Below are 25,608 nucleotides of genomic sequence, written 5' to 3' on the forward strand. Positions count from 1 at the left end.
ACAAACATCGCATTGGGCAATTCCGACTATCGACTATCGACTATCGACTATCGACTATCGACTATCGACTATCGACTATCGACTATCGACTATCGACTATCGACTATCGACTTTTTCGACTACCTAATCTCCGCTATAAAAGGCATACGCGCTTGCGGTGTGCGCATCATTTGTTGTATGCCTTTCAGTTGCTGGTAGTAAACATAGTTGTCGCCCAGTTCGGCTTTGGCAAAGTGTGTACTGATGCGGCTTTGTATGTCGCTGCCGAAACTTTTAAACAAACTCTTTTGCTCGGGATAGGCTACAATATTGTAATTTTTAAGCTTTGCCTTTTTGGCGGCACTGGCAATAGCATCGTTAATATTGCCTAAGCGGTCTACCAAACCAATTTTAATAGCTTGCTCGCCGGTCCATACGCGGCCCTGGCCAATGCTGTTAATATATTCCTGCGATTTTTTACGACCGGTAGCTACGGCCTGTGTAAAGTCATTATAACCCTGGTTAACCTGCGCTTGCAAAATAGCACGTTCCTCGGGGGTAAGCGGACGGCTAACATCACCCAAATCGGCATACTTCCCGGTTTTTACACCATCGAAGGTAAGGCCCAGCTTATCATTAAAAAACTTTTGCATATTGGGCAATATGGCAAATATACCTATGGAGCCTGTTATGGTATTTGGTTCGGCAAAAATAGAATCGGCCGCACAGGCAATGTAGTACCCACCCGATGCTGCATAATCGCCCATAGATACGATTACCGGCTTTACCTTTTTAGTCAGGCTAACCTCGCGCCATATTACATCAGATGCCAGCGAACTACCGCCCGGAGAATTTACACGGAGCACTACGGCCTTCACTTTATCGTTTAAACGTACGTTACGTATAGCGGCCGATATTTTATCGGAGCCAATGGTATTATCATCACCGTTACCGCCGGTTATCTCGCCCGAGGCGTAAATCATGGCTATTTGGTTATCGGGGCCTTTGTTGCCATCGTCGGTAGTTTTGCCATCTTGGTCATCACCGTTTTTGGCATACTCATCCAGGTCAACAGTTTTCAGGTCTTTTTTCAAATCGGTTTTAGTCAGCTTTTTAAGTTCATCTAAAACTTCGTCTTTATATTTCAGGCCGTCAACCAGTTTATATTTCAGGGCATCTTCGCTTTGGCGAATTTTTAATTCGTTGGCTATATGGTACAGACTGTCTTTATTTACGTTACGGCTGCTGCTGATGCCGGTTAAAAACTGGTTATACAGCGAACCCAGGTACGCGGTAACCTGCTGGCGGTTGGCATCGCTCATTTTATCTAAAAAGTAGGGTTCAACAGCGCTTTTATAAGTACCCACCTTAATAATCTGAGCTTCTATCCCTAATTTATCTAACGCACCTTTAAAAAAAGTAATTTGCGAACTCATACCGCTAAAATCAAAAATACCTTTAGGGTTAATGTACACCTTATCGGCCACGGATGCCAGGTAATAAAAGCTTTGGGTGTACACTTCCGAATAGGCGATGATGAATTTTTTTGATGTTTTAAAATTTATAAGTGCATTGCGGATCTCCTCGGTAGTAGCCTGCCCACCCATCATATAGCTATCGTGCAAATAAATACCTTTAATATGGTCGTCGGTTTTGGCTTTTTTAATGCTGGCTAATATATCATTTAGGCCTATGCTCTTGTTTTCATCAAAGCCGAACGCGCTCAGGGCTGCAAATGGATTATTTGGCGTACGCTCGGGTATAGCATTTTTAAAGGATATATTTAAGATAGAATTATCGTCCACCGGTTTATCGCTGTCGCTGCTTGCCGATACTACTATACCCACTACAATTATCAGCATAATAATGCTTACTAAAAATACACCAACAATAGTGGCCAGTACGAACTTGAAAAATTGTTTCATTAACTATTTTAAATAATTTATCTATGCAAACTTAATAATCGGTTACAATATAACGGTTAGAGCTATATATATAATATTTGTTACAACATGATTAATGTTTATTTATTATTGGGCAGCAATTTAGGAAACAGACACTTGTTTTTAAAACAAGCTGCGGCTTATATTGAGGCCCAGGCAGGATCAATTGTACAATATTCAGGCATATATGAAACTAAAAGTTGGGGAAAAACGGATGCGCCCGATTATTTAAACCAGGTTTTATTGATTAATACTGTATTAAAGCCCCTTGCTTTATTAAATAAATTGCTTGAAATAGAATTGTTGCTTGGCCGTAAGCGCGACGAAAAATGGGGATCGCGCACTGTTGACATAGATATTTTATTTTACGACAACCAGATCATCAACGAGCCTGAACTCACCGTTCCACACCCCCAACTGCACAACCGCCGGTTCACCTTAGTGCCATTGGTAGAAATTGCGCCCGAATGGATACATCCCGTACTCCAAAAAGCTTTAATAAAACTTTATAATGAATTGAAAGATGATTTACAAGTAAAAAAATATATTTTTGAATAACAATAGCATATCCATGTCACACACTGTTCCTAACCCCGATCTTGACCTTTCTTTTCTATACGAAATTGCTGATGGCAGCGATGAGTTTATTGTAGAATCGATAGATATGTTTTTGCAGCAAACCCCGCAGTTACTTGCCGAAATTGGGCAGGGTATAGCCTCGCAAAACTGGAACGTAGCGGGCGCTGCCGCTCATAAATTAAAACCCAACCTGGGCTTTTTTGGAATGAATATGCTACAGGGTATGATGCAGGAAATTGAAGTAATGGCCAAAGGCGGTATCCCCGATGCCGCAGCCATTAGCCAAAAGTTTGACACCGCTAAAGTAATGATAGATGAAAACCTGGTTAAGCTGGAACAATTGAAGATTGAAAAGCAGGGATAAACTAATTGTTGTCAATCTATTCGAGTAATTCATACTCCCCGCCTGTTTAAGTGTGCACGCTTAAACAGGCGGGGAGTTGTACTTTAACCTCGCTCCCCCGCACCTCAAACACCGCAACAAATACTAAAAATTCGGTTTCAGTAAATACTTGTCGTAAAAACGGAAGATGTGCTCCACGGCTTCTTCGGGGGTATCTACCAGGCGGTACAGGTGCAAATCATCCGGGCTGATGTTTTTTTCACTTCTCAGCATTTTTTCTTCCACCCATTCAAAGAGGCCTTTCCAGTAATCAACACCCACGAATACGATAGGGAAGCGGGCGATCTTACCAGTTTGTATTAAGGTTATGGCCTCAAAAGATTCGTCCATCGTGCCAAAGCCACCCGGCAGTACAATAAAGCCCTGCGAGTACTTCATAAACATTACCTTGCGCACAAAAAAGTAATCGAACTCCAGTAGTTTATCGCGGTCGATATACTTGTTGTGAAACTGCTCAAAAGGCAGGTCGATGTTTAAACCTACCGATTTACCACCGGCCTCGTAAGCACCTTTGTTGGCCGCTTCCATAATACCCGGGCCACCGCCCGAAATTACGCCGTATCCTTGCTCGCTTAGCAAGCGTGCACATTCTACGGCCATTTGGTAATAAGGATTTTCGTCGGCAGTACGTGCCGACCCAAATATGGAAACACACGGGCCTATTTTGGCCAATTTTTCAAATCCATCCACAAACTCCGCCATGATCTTGAAGATCGCCCAGGAATCCGACACTTTGATCTCGTGCCAGTTTTGGTTTTGGAAGGCGTGTCTTATTTTTTCATCACCTGTCATATTCTCAAATTAATACAATTACAACGCTGCAACTTTGGTTTTAGCCTTCGACGTAAGCAGCAAGCCGGCAAAGGTAATTAAACCATTAACAATGATGAGTTCGTTGTCAAATACATAACCGCCCAGCAGGGTTTTTGATTCGGTACTTAAAAAGAAACATACCGCTGGTGATATGAGGCAAATAAACGGTACAAGTTTGTCGTTTACCTGCCTGCCGCTCATAAACAATCCAAAGCCATACAGCCCCAGCATGGGCCCGTAAGTGTAAGAGGCTACCTTAAATATGGCGCTTACCACTGCATCATTGTTTACCAAGTTAAACAATATAATAGTTACAAACATCAGCAGCGAAAGCCCCACATGCACGTAATGCCGGGTGCGTACCATAGCGGGTGTATTTACGTCGCCGCGTTTGTTAAAGTTTAAAAAATCTACACAAAAAGAAGTAGTAAGTGCCGTAAGGGCCGAATCGGTAGTGGCAAAAGTAGCTGCCGTTAAACCCAGCATAAATACAATAGCCGGTATTACACCCAGGTATTGCAGCGCTATAGTAGGGTATAGGTAATCGGTTTTAGCTACGCTGATGCCGTTTTTGGCGGCATAGATATACAACAAAGCACCTACACTTAAAAAGAAAATGTTGATGACCACAAATACCGCCGTAAAGCTGAACATGTTCTTTTGCGCCTCGCCTATGTTTTTACAGCTCAAGTTCTTTTGCATCAGGTCCTGGTCCAGCCCCGTCATAGCAATGGTGATGAACAAGCCACCTAAAAACGCTTTACTGAAATGAAGCTTACTGCTTAAAAAATCGTTAAAGAAAAAGATCTTAGAATAACTGCTTTCCTTAATGGCATTAACGGCCTCCAGTATATTAAAATCCATACTGCGGCAAATAAAATAGATGGATAAGAACACCGACGACACCAGGAAGAGCGTTTGTAAACTATCGGTAATGATTATAGTTTTTAACCCGCCCTTAAATGTGTACGACCATATAAGCACCAAACAAAACAGCACCGTAGCCCAAAACGGAATACCATAGCTATCGAAAATAAATTTCTGCAGTACAATAACCACCAGGTATAACCTGAACGATGAGCCGATAGTGCGGCTGATTAAAAATATGGTAGCCGCCGTTTTATAACTCCATTGGCCTAAAGCACCTTCAATATAACTGTAAATGGAGGTTAGCTGCAAGCGGTAATACAAGGGCAGCAGCACGGTAGCTATCACAATAAACCCGGCCGCGTTACCCAATACAAACTGGAAGTAAGCGAATTGGTCGCCACTGGGGGCACCTACCTTGCCCGGTACCGATATAAAGGTAACACCGCTTAGTGCCGTACCTATCATACCGAAGGCAACCAGGTACCATTTAGAGTTACGGTTGGCCACAAAAAAGGTATCATTATCAGAGGCCTTGCGCGAGGTAAAGTAGGAGATAAGGATAAGTACTAAAAAGTATCCGGCTATAAATAAAAGTAAAACTCCGGGCGACATAGTAATTAATTAAAATTGGTAAAACTTATTTAAACCCTTGCTTCCAAGTGATGATTTGGTTAGGCCTTAAAACTACAACAAAACGTTTAACCTGCCTAATGCGTAGACGGATTTTGTACAACAGCCAATAAAGAGGTTTGTCTGTTGCCCGCCCTCGCTCGGCTCCGGCCGAGTGAGTACTATATAGCGGCCTCTGGCCGCCCCGCCCAATTTACGAATCTGACATAAAGCAACGCCGGCCGGAGGCCGGATAATAGTTGCCACTCGGCCGGAGCCGAGCGGCGGCAGCAAGTGTTGCCACTCGGCCGGAGCCGAGCGGCGGCGGCGCCAAAAATGGTGCGATTAAAGTCCTCCCTTGCGTGGAGGATTTAGAAAGGGGCTAATTATGAACCTGCCCTGACCGAAAATAAGCTGTAAAAAATGTAAATTTGAATATATGAATTTTTCGTCGAAGTTGTTGGAGAATGCCGTGGCCGAGTTTTCTAAACTGCCTGGGGTTGGACAAAAAACTGCCCTGCGCCTGGTGCTGCACCTGCTTAACCAGGATATGACCGATGTAGAACGCTTCGGTTTGTCCATGATCAAGTTACGTAACGAGATTCAGCACTGCCGTGTGTGCCACAACATCTCCGACCACACCGTTTGCGAAATTTGCACTTCCCATAAACGCGACCGCGCCACCATTTGCGTAGTAGAAGATACGCGCGATGTAATGGCCATAGAGAATACAAATCAGTACAATGGGGTGTACCATGTATTGGGCGGACTGATTTCGCCTATGGATGGCATTGGCCCGTCAGACCTGCAAGTGGACTCTTTAGTGGAACGAATGAGGGCAAATGAGACCAAAGAAGTGATTTTTGCCCTTAGTGCCACTATGGAGGGAGATACCACCATCTTTTATTTGCACAAACGCTTAAAAGATTTCCACATAAACATCTCCACCATTGCACGTGGCATAGCATTTGGAGGAGAATTAGAGTACGTGGATGAAATTACCCTGGGGCGATCAATTACCACTCGCGTACCCTACGAAAACTCGCTTGCTAAATAGAATTCATGAAACTATCTGTTGTTATTGTTAACCAAAATTTGTGCAGGCCTTTGCGGCAGGCTTTAGCTGCTTTAAAGCAGGCTGTACAGCATCTGGATAGCGAGATAACGGTAATAGATAACGCATCGGCCGATCAGTCGGTAAATATGATCATCAACGAGTTTCCGCAGGTTGGTTTAATAGTTAACGAAAAAACGCTGGGCTTTACCAAAGCAGTTAACCAGGGGATTAAAGCATCAACCGGCGATTATGTACTGGTAATGCACCCTAACATGGTAACGGGCGAAGACACGCTGGATAAAGTTTTGAAATTTATGGAAATTCACCCCCAGGCGGGTGGCTTATCTGTACGGATACTGGATGCAGAGGGTAACTTCGTGCCCGAATCTAAAAAGGCTATGCCTCTTGCCTGGATTAACTTTTTTAGGTTCACAGGTTTATCCAAATTATTCTCTAAATCGCAGCTATTCAGTCATCATTATGAGGCAGGTTGGGTAGGAGAGTTTGAAAATACGCAGACCGATGTGCTGAACAACTACTTTATGGTTTTGCGTAAATCTGTTTTAAACGAGATAGGTTTGTTTGATGAACGCTTTCAAGCCTATGGGCAAGATATCGATCTTTCGTACCGCATTAGGCTGGCAGGGTTTAAAAACTTTTACTTTGCCAAAACATTTGTAATACAGCAGCCTATGCCGCAGTCATCTAAAGCCAGCTTAAACTATATCCGAAACTTTTACGGTGCAATGCTTATTTTTGGGGCTAAATATTTATTAAAGATGCCCGAGCTGCGTTTAAAAGCTATGCCGCGGTGGTCTTCCCCGGCTTATGGACTTAAACAATAAAGTAGTAATTATTACCGGTGCTTCATCGGGTATAGGCAAAGCCCTGGCTTACGAACTGGCCGGCCGCGGTGCTAAGCTGGTTTTAGGTGCCCGTCAATACGTTAGCCTTTGCGAAATTACCAGCGATATTCAAAAGCAATACAATACGAAGGCATTAGCTGTTCAGTGTGACGTAAGTGTTGAAGAAGATTGTGCTTTCCTGATCAAACAAACTATATTAACTTTTGGAAAGATAGATGTGCTCATTAATAATGCGGGCATTAGTATGCGGGCGTTATTTAACGACCTCGACCTGAAAGTACTGAAGTCGTTAATGGATGTTAATTTTTGGGGAACAGTTTATTGTACCAAATACGCCCTGCCCGAGATCATCAAAACCAAAGGTACCGTGGTTGGCGTATCTTCTATAGCGGGTTATAAAGGCTTGCCCGGTCGTACGGGTTACTCGGCCTCCAAGTTTGCCATGAACGGCTTTTTAGATGCCTTACGGGTAGAAAATTTAAAGAACGGCGTACACATCATGACCGCTTGTCCTGGCTTTACAGCATCAAACATCCGTAACACCGCACTCAATAAAAATGCACAGCAACAAGGCGAAAGTAGTTTGGAAGAAGACAAAATGATGTCGGTTGAAGAAGTGGCGAAGATCATCGTAAAAGGTATAGAAAACCACAGTCGTACACTTATTATGACGGGTATAGGGAAATTAACTGTACTCTTAAGCAAGTTTCTACCTTCATTTTTAGATCAGATGGTCTACAATAAATTTGCTAAGGAGAAAGATTCGTTGTTGAAATAATAGGTATATTTAGGTTTTGAAAAGCATTCAATACATTACAGATGAAGCAGGTTAAAAATATGCTGTGGTTATTGACCTCAACACTTACGGCGAACAGATCGAAGACTTTTTGGAGGGCTTAGAAGCATTACAGTGTTTTGAAGAACCGGCAGAATACTATAAGACTGTGATGGATAGAATTATTCAAACCCAGGAAACAGATACCTGAATATCAGATCTTCATTAAGAGATCGGCTTAAAAGGAAATTGCTTTATTACCTCTCCATATCATTAAAGCTATTGATGAAATATTTGACAGGTTGCAACTTAAACCAATACCGCATGGTGTTAAAAAACTAAATGGTCATCAAAACTTATACAGGGTTCGTGTTAGCAATTACAGAATAATCAATAGTATTAAAGATGCTCAACTTATCATTCATGTGTTAAAGGTTGGGCACAGAAAAGATGTGTGTACAAACATTTAAATTTAGCATATATAATTTCCTGTGGACATGGAAACTAAGGATGGTGTCAAAACATTTCATGCCCGGTCAAGGGCGGCATGGCGGCAGTGGCTGGCAAAAAATCATCAGTCCGAAACTTCTGTTTGGCTAATTATTTACCGTAAAGAAAGCAAAACATCCAGCGTATATTACCCTGAAGCGGTTGACGAAGCTTTATGCTTTGGTTGGATAGACAGTAAGCCTAACAAGCGGGATGAAGAAAGTTATTACCAGTTTTTTTCAAAGCGTAATGCAAAAAGTAACTGGAGCAAGGTTAATAAATTAAAGGTGGAGAAACTGCTGCAGCAAAACCTGATGATGCCCGCCGGATTGGCCATAATAGAACTTGCGAAACAAAGCGGCACCTGGAACGCGCTCCATTTGGTTGATGAAGTAATGATGCCCGATGACTTGCAGGAGGCTTTTAAACAAGATGCGGAAGCGCTGGCTAATTGGGAGAAATTCTCACGCTCGTCGCGCCGGGGAATATTAGAATGGATATTTAATGCCAAAAGGCCCGAAACACGGCAAAAACGGATAGTACAAACCGTTATACTGGCCGGCCAAAACATCAAGGTCAATCACCCTATTGCAAAGTAATTTTAGTTCATATTTGATAGTTCTTAGATCATATATAGGTGTGATTTATTGATAATAGTTTATAATACTGCACCCGTTTACCACGAACCATCATCTACGAACCATGAACCCCTTCAAAACACCTATCTTCTATATAGCAATTTAGCCTATATTCGGAGATCGCGCTGTTCCAATAAGCGCATAATAAAATGCCGGGTTTTGTGGTGGTGGGAGGTTTCTATGCTATATTTGCCGTACACCTACTTCAACCCATACTTATCGATGAAAAGCATACTACTAACTTTGTTTGTGGCCCTGGTTATAACATCGGCCAACGCTCAAACTATCAACAAAGAACAACGTGCATTTTGGAACGGATTTGTAGATTTTTTGGAGGTTAAAGGCCTGAAAGGATCTGCTAAGTTAGATAAGCCGGGTCATGAAAATTCTGTAGCTCTTTTTAACGAATACTGCAAATTAAAAGGATTAACTATCCCCTATAAAACATTTATTACACAGGTTCAAACCACAATTTCGGTATATCGTGCCGCCGCCTGGTCGCAGGTAGAAAGTGGTAAAGCAATATTTGATGGCAAAGAGGCTGACTTCATGCCAGGGTTATCTGTCATAGATGGCTGGGCCGGTTCCCACACTACTAATTATAAATTCCCTACAGATAGTGTAGCTGTGGTAGCCATAGGTAAACCTGTAGTTTACAAAAAAAATATAATTTATGAAACTATGTCCGAAATAGAAAAGAGAAAGCCTCTCCCAAACCCTCCGCAGGACGGCGGGCTTTAAGAAAGCGATATATAAAAGTCTCCCCACCTGGGGGAGATTTAGAGTGGGCTTTATCCGTTTATAATCTCACCACCATTAACATGGATGATCTGCCCGGTTATATACGAAGCATCATCTGATGCCAGGAATACATAAGCTGGGGCCACTTCGGATGGTTGACCGGCACGTTCCATAGCCACATCTTTACCAAACAGCTGGATCTTTTCCTCATCAAATGTTGATACAATGAGCGGCGTCCAGATGGGGCCGGGCGCCACGCCGTTTACCCTAATCTTCTTTTTAGCCAGGTTGGTAGCCAACGAACGGGTAAAAGTTACTATAGCGCCTTTGGTTGACGAATAATCTAACAAATGCGGCGAAGCGCGATAGGCGGTAACCGATGTAGTGTTAATAATGCTGTCTCCTTCGTGTAAATGCTTTAACGCGGCCGATGCAAAGTAGAAGTGGGAGAAAATATTGGTTCTGAAGGTAGTGTCTAATTGTTCTTCATCAATGGCTTCCAGGTCATCTTTCGGAAACTGAACGGCGGCATTATTAACTAATATATTCAGCTTGCCTAATTCGGCTACTGTTTTCTCAACGGCTTGTTTACAAAAACTACTTTGCTTAATATCGCCTTTAATTAATACGCAACGCTGGCCGGCCTCTTCTACTAATTGTTTGGTTTCTTCGGCATCGGTATCTTCATCAAAATATACAATGGCTACATCGGCACCTTCATAGGCATAGTGTACGCTAACAGCGCGGCCAATACCGCTGTCGCCACCGGTAACTAATGCTACTTTGCCTTTTAAACGTCCCACTGCCTTATAATCCGGGTTAATAAATTCCGGTTTAGGTGTCATTTCGCTTTCAATACCAGGCTGATGATTTTGTGGTTTGTCTGTAAATTCGGTTGGTTTCTGTTTCATGGTGTTTAGTAGTTTTATTACTAAACCGTGTGCTTAATTAATAGTTTATTTTCATTCAAATTATTAACTGTTTGAAATTTTTGTTGGCGTAAAATCACTGATCCGGGTAATATCCAGCGTTACCAGTCCGTTTGGCTCGTCGTAAAACGCGGGATTAAACTTGCCGCCCCAAACCAACTCGTTATACATATAGGAAGTACGGGAGTGTACCGTTTGCGAAAACGTATCATCAAAAGCCTGCAACAAAACTACAAAGCTGGCTTTGCCCGCCTCCATTATTTCGGGTGTGATGCCGTAAAGCGGGCTTTGCTCATTTATAGGATGTACCACCGTCCAGCTTAGTGTTAAAATACTTACCTGGCTACGTTCCAGTTTCAGATTATGAAACCGCCTGATGATCTTACCGTTAATCTCTTCGTTATAAGAGAAGATGATTTCCATAGTAAGATCAATAAGTACCGTACGCCGTTTACTGGCCAGCCTGAGCATTAATCCACTCCCGGTCGGCGTATAGGGAGCAACCAGGATGTTATCGCTATACTCAATTTTGGCCGATGGCCGGGAGATGCGTCCATAAAGTAAACCCGTTGCTATGGCAAAGGCCAGTAAACCCAGCATCGATTCAAAAGCAGCTACAAAATTAGTAGGTATGCCTTTGGGGCTCACATGACCGTAACCCACAGTAGATAAGGTTTGTGCCGAAAAGAAGAAGGCGCTCAGAAACTGGTGCAGGGGCGATTCCATATCGGCCCCGAGTAAGTTCTGAATACCTAAGGTTACATAAATGGTGGCAAACAGGATATTGGTAAGCAGGTACGCACTAATTACAAAAAACCAGAATTTGCCCCAGCCCATGGTGATGAGCGAATTGTAGTTGTCGAACGTGCTTAAATACGGAATTCCCTTGCGTATAATGTTGATGCTTCCATCGCGGTTAATGACTCGCTGCGTCACCGCTTTATTGCCTAAACCTAAGTCGTTTTGCGGATCATCGGGTAAATTATTGGCGGCCATTGGTGCGGAGATAAATTAATATGCGTTTAAGTATGTAAAAATAGAAGTATGATTTGCATTTAGGAAAAACAATAATCATATTTGCCCCATAAAAACAATGAAAATACAAAACAATAACTGGTGGTGGCTTAACGAGAAATCGTAAGGCAATCTTCTGTTTATATAAATAAGATATACTAAGGATTGCCCAACAGGCAATCCTTTTTTTGTGCATGCCCCCCAGCCCCCTGAAGGGGGAGCATGAAATATTCTCAGGGAGATAATAGATTGATCACTTAAAAATACTCCCCCTTTAGGGGGCCGGGGGGCATGAAAGCTATATTAAATCACTTATTCGAACATAAAACCTTTAGTCGCGAGCAGAGTAAAGACATACTCACCAACATTGCGCAGGGTAAATACAACACCTCGCAAATGGCGGCATTTATGACGGCCTATTGCATGCGTACCATTACGGTAAACGAGTTGGAAGGCTTCCGCGATGGCATGCTGGAACTTTGCCTGCCCATTAAACTGGAAGCCGATGAACTGATAGACCTGTGCGGTACCGGCGGCGATGGTAAGGACACGTTCAATATTTCTACGCTGGCCTCGTTTGTGGTGGCCGGTGCAGGATATAAGGTGGCCAAGCATGGTAACTACGGCGTATCGTCGGGTTGCGGCTCATCCAATGTAATGGAGTACCTGGGTTACCAATTTACCAGCGATGAGAGCAAGCTGAACAGCACTTTAGATAAAGCCGGCATTTGCTTTTTGCACGCGCCGCTGTTTCACCCCGCCATGAAAAACGTTGCACCTGTACGTCGCGAGTTGGGGGTTAAAACCTTTTTTAATATGCTGGGCCCGCTGGTGAACCCGGCCAAACCCAACAACCAGATGGTAGGGGTATATAATTTAGAGTTGGCGCGGTTATACGCGTATTTATACCAAAAATCGGCGGTTAATTACACTATTTTGAACGCGCTGGATGGTTACGATGAGGTTTCATTAACAGGTGATTTTAAAACGTTTTCGGCCGAGGGCGAAAAGATTAACAGCATTACAGATTTGGGTTTTGATAAACTGAACGCAGCCGAAATTACTGGCGGTCATACCGTGGCCGATTCGGCGGGGATCTTTATGCAGGTGTTGAACGGGCAGGGTACCACCGCACAAAATAATGTAGTACTGTGTAACGCCGCTTTAGCCATACGCACTATGGAACCTGCTAAAACTTTTGCCGATAGCTTTTACGAAGCAGAGCAATCCTTGTTGGCTCACAAAGCGTTAAATAGTTTTAAACTGTTATTGAATTAGTTAATAGTTATTAGTTCATGGTTGATGGGAGGAAGCATGAGTTATACCAATGTAGAGACACAATACTTTGTGTCTCCTAAAAACAGGCAATGAAAATAAAAGTATGCGGGATGAAGGACCCGGAGAATATTAAGGAAGTGGCAGGCTTATCGCCCGATTATATGGGCTTTATTTGCTATGACCTATCGCCGCGTTATGTGGCTGCTTTACCGCCCGCTGTGCTCGAAGCTTTACCCCAATCGGTTTACAGAACAGCTGTTTTTGTGAATGAAGATGCCGGCAAAATTAATTTGCTGGTAAAAGAGTATGGCTTTAATGCGGTACAACTACACGGTGGCGAAAGCCCTGAATTTTGCCAGGCTCTGCGCAGTAAAGTAACTGTTTTTAAGGCGTTTGGTATAGATGATGCCTTTAAATTTGATCAGCTGAATGCTTACGCAGGTTATGTAGATTATTTAATGTTCGATACCAAAACGGAAGTTCATGGTGGTTCGGGCAAGGCATTTAATTGGGACACCCTGAACAACTATAAACTGGATATACCTTTTTTTATTTGCGGGGGATTAAGTTTGGATAACCTGCAAAAAGTAAAGCAAATTAAACACCCTGCCTTTTATGGTGTTGACCTTAATAGCAGGTTTGAAACCGAACCGGGCATGAAAGATATAACCAAGCTTCGTGAAGCATTTAAAATATTAAGAGATTAAGATGAAATATACCGTTAATGAGCAGGGCTACTACGGCGATTTTGGTGGAGCCTACATCCCCGAAATGCTGTACCCTAACGTAGAAGAACTGCGTCAGCAATACAATGCCATTATAACTGATGCTGCATTTATTGCCGAGTTCGATCAGTTGATGAAAGATTATGTAGGAAGGCCTTCACCGTTATATTTAGCAAAACGCTTATCCGAAAAGTATGGTGCTAACATCTTTCTTAAACGTGAGGACCTAAACCATACCGGTTCGCACAAGATCAACAACGCTATAGGGCAAATATTGCTGGCTCAAAAGCTGGGTAAAAAACGCATTATAGCCGAAACCGGTGCCGGGCAGCATGGAGTGGCTACCGCTACCGTTTGCGCCTTAAAAGGCATTGAGTGTATAGTTTATATGGGCGAGATAGACATGGAGCGCCAGGCACCTAACGTTGCCCGTATGAAAATGCTGGGCGCCAAAGTGGTACCGGCCACATCGGGCAGTAAAACGCTGAAAGATGCTACCAACGAGGCCATGCGCGACTGGATAAATAATCCGGTGGATACGCATTATATTATTGGTTCGGTGGTAGGGCCGTACCCTTATCCCGAAATGGTGGCCCGTTTTCAATCCATTATTTCCCTCGAAACCAAGAAGCAGCTGCTGGAACAAACCGGCAAGGAACTGCCCGAATATGTGCTGGCCTGCGTTGGCGGTGGCAGCAATGCCATGGGTATGTTCTATCATTTTTTAGATGATGAAGAAGTAAAGTTGATAGCCGTGGAAGCAGCTGGTAAAGGTGTAAATAGTGGTCATTCGGCAGCCACATCGGTATTAGGCCGCGAAGGTATTTTGCATGGCAGCCGCACCATTTTAATGCAAACGGATGACGGGCAAGTGGTAGAACCCTATTCCATTTCGGCAGGATTGGATTACCCGGGCATTGGCCCGCAACACGCGCACTTGCATAAAGTTAAACGGGCGCAGTACGTTAACATCACCGACGAGGAATCACTGGAAGCTGGTTTGCTGGTATCGCAACTGGAAGGTATCATCCCGGCTATCGAATCGGCACACGCGTTTGCCTATCTCGAAAAAATGACGTTTGAAAAAACTGATAACGTGGTAATTTGTCTATCAGGAAGGGGAGATAAAGACTTGAGTACTTACATTAAGCATTTCGGCTTTTAAATAGCCATTGCCAGCTATACATCCTTCCCTCGGGAAGGCAGGGAGCGGTTTAACAAAGCGATTTGAAGCGGCGACAAACCCCTCCCTACCATTACACAAACCCAACACACCCCTCCCCAAGGAGGGAAGAAAACACTAAACCATGAACCGGCTTAACCAACTTTTCAATACTAAAAATAAAAATCTCCTCTCCGTGTACTTTACTGCAGGTTACCCGGAACTTAATACCACTGTAGACATCGCCGAAGCATTGGAAAAAGCCGGTGCCGATTTCCTGGAAATTGGTTTCCCGTACAGCGACCCGGTGGCCGATGGACCTACTATTCAAAATAGTTCGCAAAAGGCGCTCGATAACGGCATGAACCTTAACCTGCTGTTTGAACAGCTGGCCGACCTGCGCAAGCGGGTAAGCATCCCTGTATTGTTAATGGGCTATGCCAACCCTATGGTGCAATATGGTGTGGAACGTTTTTGCGCCAAAGCTGCCGAGGTAGGGGTAGACGGTGTAATTGTACCCGATTTGCCTATGTATGAGTACGAAACGCTGTACAAAGACTGTTTTGCCCAGCACAAAATCAGCAACATATTTTTGGTAACACCGCAAACTGCCGAAGCCCGCATCCGTAAGATAGACGAACTGAGCAGCAGTTTTATTTATCTGTTATCATCGGCTTCCATAACCGGTGGCAGTTTGGAATTGGGTGATGTGACCGAAACTTATTTTAAACGCATTAAAGATATGGAGCTGAAAAACCCGCTTGTGATTGGCTTTGGTATTGGTAATAAGGCGGCTTTTGATAAAGCTACAGCTTATGCCAATGGTGCCATTGTAGGCAGTGCCTTTGTGAAATTTTTGGCCGAGGATAATTACCTGCAGCGAATACCTGAGTTTGTGAAAAGCATAAAGGGATAGGGGAAATAGAGACAAGAAATAAGAAACAAGAGACAAGATTTTTTTATATGGTTAAGCGGCTTGCTTGATCGGACATAAGAAAAAGTCTTGTCTCTTGTTTCTTGGCTCTTGCGTCTACTGATTACAAATACATTTCCAAATCGCCTTTACCTTCCCGTATTACCTCAAACTCGCCTGAGGTTACGTCAACAACGGTAGAGGCAATGTTGCCGCCGTAGCCGCCGTCTATAACCAGGTCTACCAGGTTTTCATATTTTTCGTGGATCAATTCAGGATCGGTCGAATATTCCATAATATCGTCATCATCTTTAAGAGATGCCGACAGAATAGGGTTACCCAATTCCCTTACTATCTCGCGGGCTATATTATTATCGGGCACACGTATGCCTACCGTTTTTTTGTTAGAGCTTAACAGTTTGGGCACACTGCCACTGGCATTCAATATAAAGGTGAACGGACCAGGCAGGGCTTTTTTGAGCACCCGGTAAGTGGCATTATCCATAGGTTTGGTATATTCGCTCAAATTGCTCAAGTCATGACATACAAAAGAGAAGTTGGCCTTATCTGGTTTAATTTGACGTATGCGGGCAATAGTTTCTATAGCTTTTTGATTTTTAATATCGCAGCCTAATCCATAAACCGTATCGGTAGGGTATATGATCACACCGCCCCGGCGTAGTACCTGCACTACCTGCTCAATGGCTTTTGCGTTAGGGTTTTCGGGATAAATTTTAATAAGCATAATAGTTAAGCAATTATAGGCATAACTTGGTTTTAAAAAAGAAAAAGCCCCACTCCGGCCCTCCCCGGGAGGGAGGGAGGGAGAAATGAAGCTTTTCTTGATTATTTAAGTCCTCCCTCCCGGGGAGGGTTTGGGTGGGGCTTTTACGCTTGCTTGGTAAACTGCGCGTTAATGATCAGTTTAATATCTTCGCCAACTACTATGGAACCGGCTTCAGTAATGCCATCCCAGGTTAAGCTAAAATCTTTACGGTTAATTTTGCCGGTGATTTCAAAACCTGCTTTGGTTTGTCCGTAAAAATCAGCTGCCGATCCGCCAAATTCCACATCTAAAGTAACCGGTTTGGTTACGTCTTTAATGGTAAGATGACCATCAAGCTTGTAATCGCTGCCGCTTACTTTAGCTAATTTAGTTGATTTGAAGCTGATTTTTGGATAAGTAGCCGCATCAAAAAACTCGGCACTTTTTAAATGCTCGTCACGGGCTTCCTGGGTGGTATCAATACTGTTTACATCTAACGAAAAGCTAACTTCCGAATCGGTGAAGTCTTCGCTTTCGGTATGCACTTCGCCTTCAAATTTGCGGAACGAACCGGTTACGGTAGAAATTACGAGGTGCTTAACCTTGAATTGTACTTCTGAGTGCATTGGGTCTAATACCCATTTTGTAGTTGCCATAGTTTTATGATTTTTAGATGATTACGCAATTATAAACATTTATATGTTTAAACACGCAAATATTTATTCTTAAATTTATGATACAAAAAAAGGGAACTTTTTAGGTTCCCTTCATAATGTAGATTAAGAAATAATTTTTTATGCTAAAACTTCTTTAACTTTTTCGGCAGCTTCTTTTAATAGAATGGCCGAGAAAACTTTTAAGCCCGAGTTATCGATCAGTTCTTTAGCTTCGGCAGCGTTTGTGCCTTGTAAACGAACTATAATAGGTACAGGGATGTCGCCAATTTCCTGGTAAGCGTCAATTACACCCTGGGCAACACGGTCGCAACGAACAATACCACCAAAAATGTTAATCAAAATTGCTTTAACCTTAGGATCGCTCAGTATAATGTTGAAACCTGCTTTAACAGTTTGTGCATTAGCGGTTCCGCCCACGTCTAAAAAGTTAGCAGGCTCGCCACCGGCAATCTTAATAATATCCATGGTAGCCATTGCTAAACCTGCACCGTTAACCATACAGCCTACGTTACCATCTAATTTAACATAGTTAAGGTTAGAGTGACTGGCTTCAACTTCAGTAGGGTCTTCCTCTTTAGTATCGCGCATGGCTGCAAAATCAGGATGGCGATATAAAGCATTATCATCGATATTTACCTTAGCATCAACCGCTAAAATTTTATTGTCGGATGTTTTTAATACCGGGTTAATTTCAAATTGTGAAGAATCGGTAGCATCGTATGCTTTGTATAAGGCAGCAATAAACTTCACCATATCCTTAAACGCATCGCCGCTTAAACCTAAGTTAAACGCAATTTTACGAGCCTGGAAACCTTGTAAACCAACTTTAGGATCAATTTCTTCCTTAAAAATAAGGTGAGGAGTAGAGTGAGCTACTTCTTCAATATCCATACCGCCTTCGGTTGAGTACATGATAATGTTACGGCCTTTAGCACGGTCTAACAATACGCTCATGTAATATTCCTTGGTTTCACTATCACCAGGATAATAAACATCCTGTGCAACTAATACTTTGCTTACCAGTTTACCTTCGGGACCAGTTTGCGGGGTAACCAGCTGCATGCCTAAAATATCGCTTGCTCTTTGTTTAACCTCATCGAGGTTTTTTGCCAGTTTAACACCACCACCTTTACCACGGCCACCAGCATGTATCTGGGCTTTAATAACTACCCAGCTCGAGCCGTAATCTTCTTTCATTTTTTGGGCCGCTTCAACAGCTTGTTCCACAGTGTCGGCTACAATGCCTTCCTGTACTCTGACGCCAAAACTTTTTAGTATGGCTTTACCCTGATATTCGTGAATATTCATGTCTTGTGAAGAATTTGCGGTAAATCTACAATTTCAGTTGGAGTTATAAAATTGAAAACACATTTTATCTTTAATAAAGCCCCTCCCAAACCCTCCTCAATAGGGAGAGCTTTAAAATCATATCAAAATATTGTATAGAGTAATATTAAGAGTTTAGTCTTGGTTCTTGATTCTTGGCTCTTGCTTCTTATTTAGTTACATTTGTATTATGCTAAAAGCACTGGGTATCCAAAAAAAGTACGGTGATCTTCAAATTCTTAAAGGCGTTGACCTGGAGGTACAACAAGGCGAAATTGTGACTATTGTAGGTGCCTCGGGTGCCGGAAAAAGTTCGCTGCTTAATATTATTGGTACGTTAGATAAACCCGATGCCGGTGATTTATATGTAAATGATCAGCAAATTAATACCTTAAACAGCAAGCAGCTCAGCCATTTCCGCAATACGCAAATTGGGTTTATCTTCCAGTTTCACCATTTACTGGCCGAGTTTAATGCTATTGAGAATGTATGTATCCCTGCTTTTATTGCCGGAACACCAAAGGCTGAAGCCGAAAAACGTGCCATTACTTTGTTAGAAATGTTGGGTTTAAGTGGCCGTATTCACCACAAACCCAGTCAGCTATCGGGCGGTGAGCAGCAGCGTGTGGCCGTGGCCAGAGCACTGGTGAATAAACCTTCACTCATTTTGGCCGATGAACCTTCGGGCAACCTGGATTCGGCCAACGCTCGCGATCTGCATGAATTGTTTATTAACCTGCGTAACGAGTTCAACCAAACCTTCATTATTGTAACCCACAATGATGATTTGGCTGCCTTGAGCGACCGCAAGGTGATCATGAAAGATGGTTTAATAGTTCAATAATAAAGATAGTGTACAGTTTAATTACAGCCGCCAGTACGGCAAAAGCATATCAGTTAAAAAATAAGCTGCAAAATGGTCATGTGTTGCTGGGTGATCATTTGGATTTGCCCGATGTAATGGTTAAAGCCGGTAATATGCTTCAATTGCCTAATCCGAACAAAGAGGCTTACCCGCATCAAATGCTGGCATTATGCCTCGACCATGAGGTAGATACTTTGTACATAATACGTAGCGAGGAAGCTATTCCGCTGGCCGAATCTGAGTTGTTATTTGACGAATATGGCATTAAGTTAGTATTTGTAGATGATCAGGTACAGTGATATAGACCCGCGCATTAAAGCTTTTATTTTTGAGCTTGATGATGTGTTGTTCGCTGAAAAAGAGTACCTGTACCAGGTTTATTACCTGTTTGCAGGCTTTTTAGAATATACAGAACTGCTGGACGCCAAAGTAATGGTAAACCTGATGGTGCAAACACATGAGCAGGAGGGAGCCGGGTTTGTATTTGATACGCTAAAAGACCGGTTTAAGCTGGATGAAAAGTATCGCTTTAACTTTGAACACCTTCATACCGCGGCGCAGCTTCCTTTAAAAATTTTATTATACCCGAGTATGCTAACTCTGCTTCAAGATATTGTGGTAGACCGCAAGCAAATCTTCCTTGTTACCAATGGTAACCCGCAACAGCAGCTTAACAAAATTAAACATACCGATTGGCAGGGTTTGGAGCAATATCTTACCTGCTACTTTGCTAACGAAATAGCTCCCAAGCCCGAACCCGATATGGTGCACCTACTATTGAACAAGCACCAGTTACAGCGCCGCGATACTTTAATGATAGGTATTACCGATACTGATAAACTATGTGCAGAAGCCTGTGGTGTTGATTATATAGGGCTGTAAATTTACACAACTTTTAGCGCTGGCAATTTGTATAATATATTGTTATATTGCACGTTATAAAGAAAAATTATTAATTTTTAGATGAAAAAAACTTTACTTTCCATAGCCTTTTTAGCCGTTGTAATTAGTTCTTGTAAAAAGGATAAAACCAGTGAAATTGATGAGCTGAAAGATAAGGTATATGAATACGCACAGGAAGTGTACCTGTGGTATGATGCCTTGCCCGCTGCCAACTCTTTTAACCCGCGACAATTTAGTGGTAGTTCCGATTTGAATGCATTGCAAAATGAAATTGATGCGCTTTCACAAATTAAAATCAATCCATCAACAGATAAACCTTACGAGTATGATGCCAGTTTTCCGGGCACGGCAAAGTATTCTTATATTGATGGGGGAGAGGCCGCAACATCCATTGGCGGTACCGGTACCGATTTTGGCTTTTCCCTGTCTTATGCCAATGCCAGCTACAATGATCTGAGAATACGTTATGTGTACCCTAATTCATCGGCAGCTACCCAAAACCTGTTACGTGGTTATAGAGTGCTGGCTGTTAATGATGGTTCGGTAACAGCCACTACCGGTAGTAATTCCGATCCGGTTATTATTAGGTTAAACCAGGCTTTAAGCAGTAATTCCATGAAATTAAATGTACAGCGTTTTGATGGTACTACATTTACCACTACGGTAACCAAGGGAAGTTACACCACTAACCCGGTTATTAAATATAGTACTATTACCAGTGCTACCGGTAAAAAAGTAGGGTATTTTGCTTTTAGCCGCTTTACCGTATTAGATAATGCAAAGCCAAAAATAGATGAGGCTTTTTCCAAATTTGCTGCAGATAATGTAACTGAATTGGTTATTGACCTGCGATATAACGGCGGCGGCTCAGTTGAAACGGCCGAATACCTGGCCAACTATATGGTGCCTGCAGCCATGAACAATACCATAATGTTCACCGAATATTATAATAACAAGATGCAAAGCGGCAATCACCCGGTGTTATCAAAAGATTATAATGTAAAAGCAGGGCAGTTTAGCCTGGCCTCAAACACCTATAAGTTTTCTAAAATAGGAGGTTTAAATTTAAACCAGGTATTTTTTATTGTAACCAGCCGCACGGCATCAGCCAGCGAACTGGTGATTAACAACCTGAAGCCGGCTTTACCACAGGGTGTAAAACTTATTGGCCAAACCACTTACGGTAAACCGGTAGGCTTTTTTGGAATTAAAATAGGTGATTATGATATGTACCTGGCCGAATTTGAAAGCCGTAATGCCGAAGGTAAGGCCGATTTTTACCAGGGTATGATACCGGGTAGTAATTTTGCGGGCTACATTGCCAGTGATGATGTAACTAAAGATTTTGGTGACCCGACCGAAAATTTATTATCGCGAGCTATAAGTTATATTGATAAAGGGACATACATAGTAACCAATGTTAAAGGGCAAAACAGTATATCGGGTACCGAGGAGGCGAAATTAAGGGGTGTAAACCAACTGCTGGATAACAAGCACGATTTTAGCGGTGCCGTACATGATAGTAATTTGAAACGTATTCAATAAATAGCCTTTAATATTTCGGTAAGGTGCTCTGCATCATGTTTGCCATTATTTTACTTATATAATAAGCACTCTTTTTTGTAAAATAATAAAGCCGCACCAACTACAGTGCGGCTTTATTATTTTATTGGCAGTAATTACTGCCGCATGAGCGGAGAGAACTTGGTTTGGTAATGGGCCAGGTGTTGCTTTATGCGGGGGTTAACAGTTAGTTGTTTATACCGGTTACCTAATATGGCCATCTCATTTAGCAAGGTCAAACCCATTTGCACATCGCGCAAATTTACCGTATCGGCATCTTTTTGTAATTGATGGTAATTGTAATCCAACTGATCTTTCAGGTACGCATCAATACTGGTCAGCATTTTGTTGGCTAATTTAAAATCTTGCAGGTGGCAAGCTGTATCGGCAATATAAAACTTGCGTGTGGCAACGTCAATGTATGGGTAAATATCGGGCATTACCTTATCGTATTTTCGCAGTGCTTTTGTCGCCAGGTCTGGGCGCCCTTCGTTAGTTAAGTTTTGGCTCAAGGTTAAAAATGTGGTAGCTACAAAAGGATAGAATAATGCAGTTGACTGCTGATCTAAATAGGTGGCGTTCTTCATGTTCCCCCATTTAAATTTGTTCATCACGTTGTTATACATCACCATGGTATTGGTTTTATCCAACTGTTGAGCCGAGGTGTCAGGCTTCAAAGGCAACAAGCGATAGGCGAAGCCTTCGTTGTACAAATAGGGGCGTAAGCCAATAATGCTTTCATCAGGGGCCGAGTTGGTAAAATAGACCGGCCGTTTCCAATTGTTGTGCACCAAAATATCCATCAGTGCTAAATGATCTTTAGTTACATAATTAGCCGGATATTTCCATTCCATAGTTTGGGCAATACGGTTGCTCTGACTGGCGGGAACAGTGCCTGTACTCACTACCTGCTTAGCATTAATGCTCATTTTAAAGTTTTTGGTAGGCAGGTAATTACTGGTGGTGCCGTTTTGGTATTGTAGTTTCGCGTCGCTGTTCTCCGATGTTATAAAGTCGAAGATCTCTTTCAGTTCAACCGAGTCAGGAATTTTAGCATCCTGGTAAGAAAGGTAATCGCGCACGCCATCCTTAAACTGCTCATCGTTCATGCTAATAGGCAACGGTGCCGATTTGTTCATACTTTTTTTCATTTGTCGGATATACCAGTCGGTACCAAACAGGCTTAAATTTACCAATCGTACATCGGGTCTAATGCCTTCTACTTCCTGGCAATACCATAACGAGTAAGTATCGTTATCGCCATAGGTAAACAAGATGGCGTTAGGTGCGCAAGAGTTTAAGTAGTTGAATGCCATATCATGCGGCGTGGTCTTCGTAGAACGGTTGTGCGCCCCCCATTCTTGCACAGCCATTAATGCGGGTGCCGCCAGCAGGCATAAAACGGTAGCAGCCATGCCGGCATACCTGGCGTTAACTTTCTGCTGCATAAATTGTGCAACACCGAGTACACCCAAACCAATCCATATAGCAAACGCATAAAATGAACCAACGTAGGAGTAATCGCGTTCGCGGGGTTGTACCGTTGGCTGGTTAACATATAATACGATGGCTATCCCCATAAAAAAGTAAAGCAGGGCAATAACCGAAGCATCTCTTTTGCTGCCCTTAAAGTGATAAACCATACCAATTAACCCTACAATAAGCGGCAATGCATATAATGGCGTATAGGTATTGCTTTGGGTAATAAATTTTGGCAGATGCCTGCCGCCATCGAACCAGCCCGATGTCCAGTTGCCATCTAAATCCTTAGTGCTGGTTTGGCCGTCCTGGTCATTATAGCGGCCTACAAAATTCCACAAAAAATAGCGGAAATACATTTGATACAATTGCCAGCTAAACAGGAAGTTGATGTTGTCTTTAAATGTTGGAGCCTGACCTTCGCCTAATTGCAGCCACTGCTTGTAAAATTGCGCATCACGGTCTTCGTTGCTGTAAATACGTGGCAAAATGGTGTTATGATCGTACTCGAGTTTTTGCTTTTTACCCACCACTTCATATTGGGTTTTGCCCTTACGGTAAATGGTAGCACCCTCTGTTTGATCAATTGCCTGGGCATCAAAGTATGGACCATACACCAGTGGAGGCGCAATGTACTGCTCGCGGTTAAGATAGCTTTGCAGCTTAAAGGCATTATCGGGGTGGCTGTTATTTAAGTTAGTACCCGCATGCGCTCTGATTGGGATCATTACAAATGATCCGTAACCCAGGTAAATAAAGGTTAGGCAGATAAATATGAGATTAAGTACCGGCTTGTTTTTACGGATGCTAAAGATGATACCTGCCAAAAGAACACTCATAAGCACTAACAAAAATACCAAAACACCGCTGCCAAAGCCCATGTGCAACGTGTTCACAAAAAACAGATCGAAGTAAGCGGCTAATTTAACGGTGTATTGTATAACACCAAATTGTACCAGCGCTAACAGGCCTATCCCGGTAAAGAGTGCTACAAGGGTGCCCTTGGTGCTGGTTTGATTACTTCGGCGGAAGTAATAGACCAATGTTAATGCCGGTATGGTTAATAAGTTAAGCAGGTGAATGCCGATGGAAAGTCCCATTACATAGGCGATCAATACCAGGTAGCGGTCGGCACCGGGTTCATTGGCATGAGCATCCCATTTTAAAATGGCCCAAAACACAACCGATACGCATAGGGCCGCCTGGGCGAACACAATAGTTTCTACGGCCGAATACCAAAACGTATCACTAAATGTAAAGGCCAGCGCGCCAACTAAACCGGCCCCCATAATTAATAGCTGGTTGGGCCGACTCATTTCAGCACTGCGCTTAACCAATGCTTTTTTAGCCAGAGCGGTTATGGTCCAAAATAAAAACATTACCGTAGCGGCGCTTGCCAGTGCCGAAGCCATGTTGGTAAAATAAGGCACCTTGGCATTGTTACCCATCGATAAGAGGGAGAATGCTTTCCCTATCATGGCAAACAGCGGATAGCCCGGCTGGTGCGATACCTGTAGCCTGAAAGCACAGGATATAAATTCACCACAGTCCCAAAAGCTTACGGAGGGTTCTAACGTGAGGATGTAGGTAGTAGAGGCTACGGCAAAACATAGCCAGCCCAGGAGGTTGTTAATTTTATTGTAATGCATAACATAAGGAGTAAAGGTGTTACCATATTGCTAATAGTAAGCAAGTTCAGTTTTATTACTTAAAGCGCCATGAGCCTTAACAATCTTTAACATTGATGAATAAAGCAGGGGATGCAGCAGGTATCAGGTATATGAATTTCGGTACAAAAAATAATTAAGATAATTTTGTTTCGTGTTAGCGGTTGACTATCAAATGTATAAGAGGTTAAAGTTACCTGTTATACTTATCTATAATGTAAACTACCCAAATTGCATTTGCATTTATACAATTCTGCGCTATATTTGCAGCATATTTGTGAGATTGATTAACAGCAAAATTGATTTTAGATCTCTTATAATTAGTAAATCGGATAAATAATTGTGTTGTTAATCGGGAATTGATTTTTTAACAATATAAGTTCTTAAAAAGTATTTGCAAGTGTGTTAATTAATCATAACTTTGCAAACCCAAACGGGATGTAGCGTAGCCCGGTATCGCGCCACATTTGGGATGTGGAGGCCGCAGGTTCGAATCCTGCCATCCCGACTAAAGCGATACCAACCAGTATCAAAAAGCCTTTAAATCTATGATTTAGAGGCTTTTTTGTTTTATTCCAG

Annotated in this window: 24 protein-coding genes, 1 tRNA gene and 1 pseudogene; 17 read left to right on the top strand and 9 right to left on the bottom strand. The window is 42.6% G+C overall.

The features are described from left to right. Nucleotides 1-119 precede the first annotated feature (119 nt). Nucleotides 120-1,904: a signal peptide peptidase SppA gene (gene sppA, locus ACFQ3S_RS03595; protein WP_377161328.1), complete on the bottom strand. Its 1,785-nt coding sequence runs from the start codon at nt 1,902-1,904 to the stop codon at nt 120-122. A gap of 87 nt (nt 1,905-1,991) precedes the next feature. Between sppA and folK the strand changes: the two genes are divergently transcribed. Together folK and ACFQ3S_RS03605 are read left to right on the top strand one after the other, a co-directional pair. Further along, nucleotides 1,992-2,480: a 2-amino-4-hydroxy-6-hydroxymethyldihydropteridine diphosphokinase gene (gene folK, locus ACFQ3S_RS03600; RefSeq protein ID WP_377161329.1), complete on the top strand. Its 489-nt coding sequence runs from the start codon at nt 1,992-1,994 to the stop codon at nt 2,478-2,480. 13 nt (nt 2,481-2,493) lie between these two features. Continuing rightward, nucleotides 2,494-2,865, top strand: coding sequence for an Hpt domain-containing protein (locus ACFQ3S_RS03605; RefSeq protein ID WP_377161331.1), 372 nt, complete (start codon nt 2,494-2,496; stop codon nt 2,863-2,865). 123 nt (nt 2,866-2,988) lie between these two features. Here ACFQ3S_RS03605 and ACFQ3S_RS03610 read toward each other — a convergent pair whose 3' ends face one another. Continuing rightward, nucleotides 2,989-3,696, bottom strand: coding sequence for an LOG family protein (locus tag ACFQ3S_RS03610; RefSeq protein WP_377161333.1), 708 nt, complete (start codon nt 3,694-3,696; stop codon nt 2,989-2,991). 18 nt (nt 3,697-3,714) lie between these two features. Next, nucleotides 3,715-5,199, bottom strand: a complete 1,485-nt coding sequence (locus ACFQ3S_RS03615; protein ID WP_377161334.1) for a sodium:solute symporter — start codon at nt 5,197-5,199, stop codon at nt 3,715-3,717. Nucleotides 5,200-5,635: 436 nt separating this feature from the next. Between ACFQ3S_RS03615 and recR the strand changes: the two genes are divergently transcribed. The 6 genes from recR (at nt 5,636) to ACFQ3S_RS03645 (ending at nt 9,762) form a co-directional block, all read left to right on the top strand. Then, nucleotides 5,636-6,253, top strand: a complete 618-nt coding sequence (gene recR / locus ACFQ3S_RS03620; protein ID WP_377161336.1) for a recombination mediator RecR — start codon at nt 5,636-5,638, stop codon at nt 6,251-6,253. Between the two features lie 5 nt (nt 6,254-6,258). Then, entirely contained in the window at nt 6,259-7,098 is an 840-nt protein-coding gene (locus ACFQ3S_RS03625; protein WP_377161338.1) for a glycosyltransferase, read from the top strand. Next, nucleotides 7,082-7,897, top strand: a complete 816-nt coding sequence (locus ACFQ3S_RS03630) for an SDR family oxidoreductase (protein ID WP_377161340.1) — start codon at nt 7,082-7,084, stop codon at nt 7,895-7,897. The genes ACFQ3S_RS03625 and ACFQ3S_RS03630 overlap by 17 nt, the downstream gene beginning before the upstream one ends. 269 nt (nt 7,898-8,166) lie before the next feature. Beyond that, nucleotides 8,167-8,364 (top strand): type II toxin-antitoxin system RelE family toxin, encoded by a 198-nt coding sequence (locus ACFQ3S_RS03635; protein WP_377161844.1) that lies wholly within the window; start codon nt 8,167-8,169, stop codon nt 8,362-8,364. Nucleotides 8,365-8,391: 27 nt separating this feature from the next. After that, entirely contained in the window at nt 8,392-8,982 is a 591-nt protein-coding gene (locus tag ACFQ3S_RS03640) for a YdeI/OmpD-associated family protein (protein WP_377161342.1), read from the top strand. A 261-nt stretch (nt 8,983-9,243) separates the two neighbouring features. Further along, nucleotides 9,244-9,762, top strand: a complete 519-nt coding sequence (locus ACFQ3S_RS03645) for a hypothetical protein (RefSeq protein ID WP_377161344.1) — start codon at nt 9,244-9,246, stop codon at nt 9,760-9,762. 50 nt (nt 9,763-9,812) lie between these two features. On the opposite strand, the gene ACFQ3S_RS03650 is transcribed toward ACFQ3S_RS03645, so the two are convergent. Continuing rightward, the gene (locus ACFQ3S_RS03650; RefSeq protein WP_377161346.1) at nt 9,813-10,673 is read right to left on the bottom strand and encodes an SDR family oxidoreductase; all 861 of its coding nucleotides are present in this window, start codon (nt 10,671-10,673) and stop codon (nt 9,813-9,815) included. A 63-nt stretch (nt 10,674-10,736) separates the two neighbouring features. Further along, on the bottom strand, nt 10,737-11,687 hold the full coding sequence (locus ACFQ3S_RS03655) for an ion channel (protein ID WP_377161348.1): 951 nt from the start codon (nt 11,685-11,687) through the stop codon (nt 10,737-10,739). A 309-nt stretch (nt 11,688-11,996) separates the two neighbouring features. Between ACFQ3S_RS03655 and trpD the strand changes: the two genes are divergently transcribed. The 4 genes from trpD (at nt 11,997) to trpA (ending at nt 15,786) form a co-directional block, all read left to right on the top strand. Further along, on the top strand, nt 11,997-12,983 hold the full coding sequence (gene trpD, locus ACFQ3S_RS03660; protein ID WP_377161350.1) for an anthranilate phosphoribosyltransferase: 987 nt from the start codon (nt 11,997-11,999) through the stop codon (nt 12,981-12,983). An 89-nt stretch (nt 12,984-13,072) separates the two neighbouring features. Further along, nucleotides 13,073-13,690, top strand: a complete 618-nt coding sequence (locus ACFQ3S_RS03665; protein ID WP_377161352.1) for a phosphoribosylanthranilate isomerase — start codon at nt 13,073-13,075, stop codon at nt 13,688-13,690. 1 nt (nt 13,691) lies between these two features. Then, on the top strand, nt 13,692-14,873 hold the full coding sequence (trpB, locus tag ACFQ3S_RS03670; RefSeq protein ID WP_377161354.1) for a tryptophan synthase subunit beta: 1,182 nt from the start codon (nt 13,692-13,694) through the stop codon (nt 14,871-14,873). A 142-nt stretch (nt 14,874-15,015) separates the two neighbouring features. Next, nucleotides 15,016-15,786, top strand: coding sequence for a tryptophan synthase subunit alpha (gene trpA / locus ACFQ3S_RS03675; protein WP_377161356.1), 771 nt, complete (start codon nt 15,016-15,018; stop codon nt 15,784-15,786). 121 nt (nt 15,787-15,907) lie between these two features. On the opposite strand, the gene ACFQ3S_RS03680 is transcribed toward trpA, so the two are convergent. The 3 genes and pseudogenes from ACFQ3S_RS03680 to sucC form a co-directional block, all read right to left on the bottom strand. Continuing rightward, entirely contained in the window at nt 15,908-16,528 is a 621-nt protein-coding gene (locus ACFQ3S_RS03680) for an L-threonylcarbamoyladenylate synthase (RefSeq protein ID WP_377161358.1), read from the bottom strand. A gap of 143 nt (nt 16,529-16,671) precedes the next feature. Next, nucleotides 16,672-17,205, bottom strand: coding sequence for a YceI family protein (locus ACFQ3S_RS03685; RefSeq protein ID WP_377161360.1), 534 nt, complete (start codon nt 17,203-17,205; stop codon nt 16,672-16,674). Nucleotides 17,206-17,343: 138 nt separating this feature from the next. Then, nucleotides 17,344-18,537: pseudogene (sucC, locus tag ACFQ3S_RS03690) on the bottom strand (ADP-forming succinate--CoA ligase subunit beta); the annotation flags it as partial. A 205-nt stretch (nt 18,538-18,742) separates the two neighbouring features. Here sucC and ACFQ3S_RS03695 point away from each other — a divergent pair. From ACFQ3S_RS03695 to ACFQ3S_RS03710, 4 genes are all read left to right on the top strand, one after another. After that, nucleotides 18,743-19,396, top strand: coding sequence for an ABC transporter ATP-binding protein (locus tag ACFQ3S_RS03695; protein ID WP_377161362.1), 654 nt, complete (start codon nt 18,743-18,745; stop codon nt 19,394-19,396). Nucleotides 19,397-19,404: 8 nt separating this feature from the next. Further along, a complete protein-coding gene (locus tag ACFQ3S_RS03700; RefSeq protein ID WP_377161364.1) occupies nt 19,405-19,716 on the top strand; it encodes a hypothetical protein in 312 nt (103 codons plus the stop codon). After that, nucleotides 19,700-20,299 (top strand): HAD family hydrolase, encoded by a 600-nt coding sequence (locus tag ACFQ3S_RS03705; RefSeq protein ID WP_377161366.1) that lies wholly within the window; start codon nt 19,700-19,702, stop codon nt 20,297-20,299. Before ACFQ3S_RS03700 ends, ACFQ3S_RS03705 begins: the two co-directional genes overlap by 17 nt. Before the next feature lie 81 nt (nt 20,300-20,380). Beyond that, nucleotides 20,381-21,865, top strand: coding sequence for a S41 family peptidase (locus ACFQ3S_RS03710; protein WP_377161368.1), 1,485 nt, complete (start codon nt 20,381-20,383; stop codon nt 21,863-21,865). Nucleotides 21,866-21,999: 134 nt separating this feature from the next. Here the strand turns inward: ACFQ3S_RS03710 and ACFQ3S_RS03715 are convergent, their stop codons facing one another. Further along, the gene (locus ACFQ3S_RS03715) at nt 22,000-25,011 is read right to left on the bottom strand and encodes a glycosyltransferase family 117 protein (RefSeq protein ID WP_377161370.1); all 3,012 of its coding nucleotides are present in this window, start codon (nt 25,009-25,011) and stop codon (nt 22,000-22,002) included. A 452-nt stretch (nt 25,012-25,463) separates the two neighbouring features. On the opposite strand from ACFQ3S_RS03715, the gene ACFQ3S_RS03720 reads away from it, so the two are divergent. Then, nucleotides 25,464-25,537, top strand: a tRNA-Pro gene (locus tag ACFQ3S_RS03720). Nucleotides 25,538-25,608: the final 71 nt, after the last annotated feature.

The organism is Mucilaginibacter terrae, from assembly GCF_042679325.1.
Classification (GTDB): domain Bacteria; phylum Bacteroidota; class Bacteroidia; order Sphingobacteriales; family Sphingobacteriaceae; genus Mucilaginibacter; species Mucilaginibacter terrae.